The 403-nt window shown below is 69.0% G+C and carries 1 protein-coding gene; it reads left to right on the forward strand.

Annotated elements, in window-relative coordinates:
• On the forward strand, positions 1-403 hold a 403-nt coding region (locus HMPREF3014_RS29400), incomplete at both ends, for an acyl-CoA dehydrogenase family protein (RefSeq protein WP_256562449.1).

Consider the following 403-nt stretch of genomic DNA (forward strand, 5'->3'; position numbering starts at 1 on the left):
ATCCACCTGGTGCTGGCCAAGCTGCCCGACGCGCCGGCCGGTTCGCGCGGCATCTCGCTGTTCCTGGTGCCGAAGTTCCTGGTCGGCGACGACGGCGCGCTCGGCGCACGCAACGCGGTGCACTGCGGCTCCATCGAGCACAAGATGGGGATCAAGGCCTCGGCCACCTGCGTGATGAACTTCGACGGCGCCAGTGGCTGGCTGGTCGGCGAAGTCAACAAGGGCCTGGCGGCGATGTTCACCATGATGAACTACGAGCGCCTGTCCATCGGCATCCAGGGCATCGGCTGCGCCGAGATGTCCTACCAGAGCGCCGTCGCCTACGCCCGCGAGCGCCTGCAAAGCCGCGCGCCGACCGGCCCGGTGGCCAGGGACAAGGCCGCCGACCCGATCATCGTGCACC

The sequence above is a fragment of the Pseudomonas sp. HMSC065H01 genome, from assembly GCF_001815235.1.
GTDB lineage: Bacteria > Pseudomonadota > Gammaproteobacteria > Pseudomonadales > Pseudomonadaceae > Pseudomonas > Pseudomonas aeruginosa.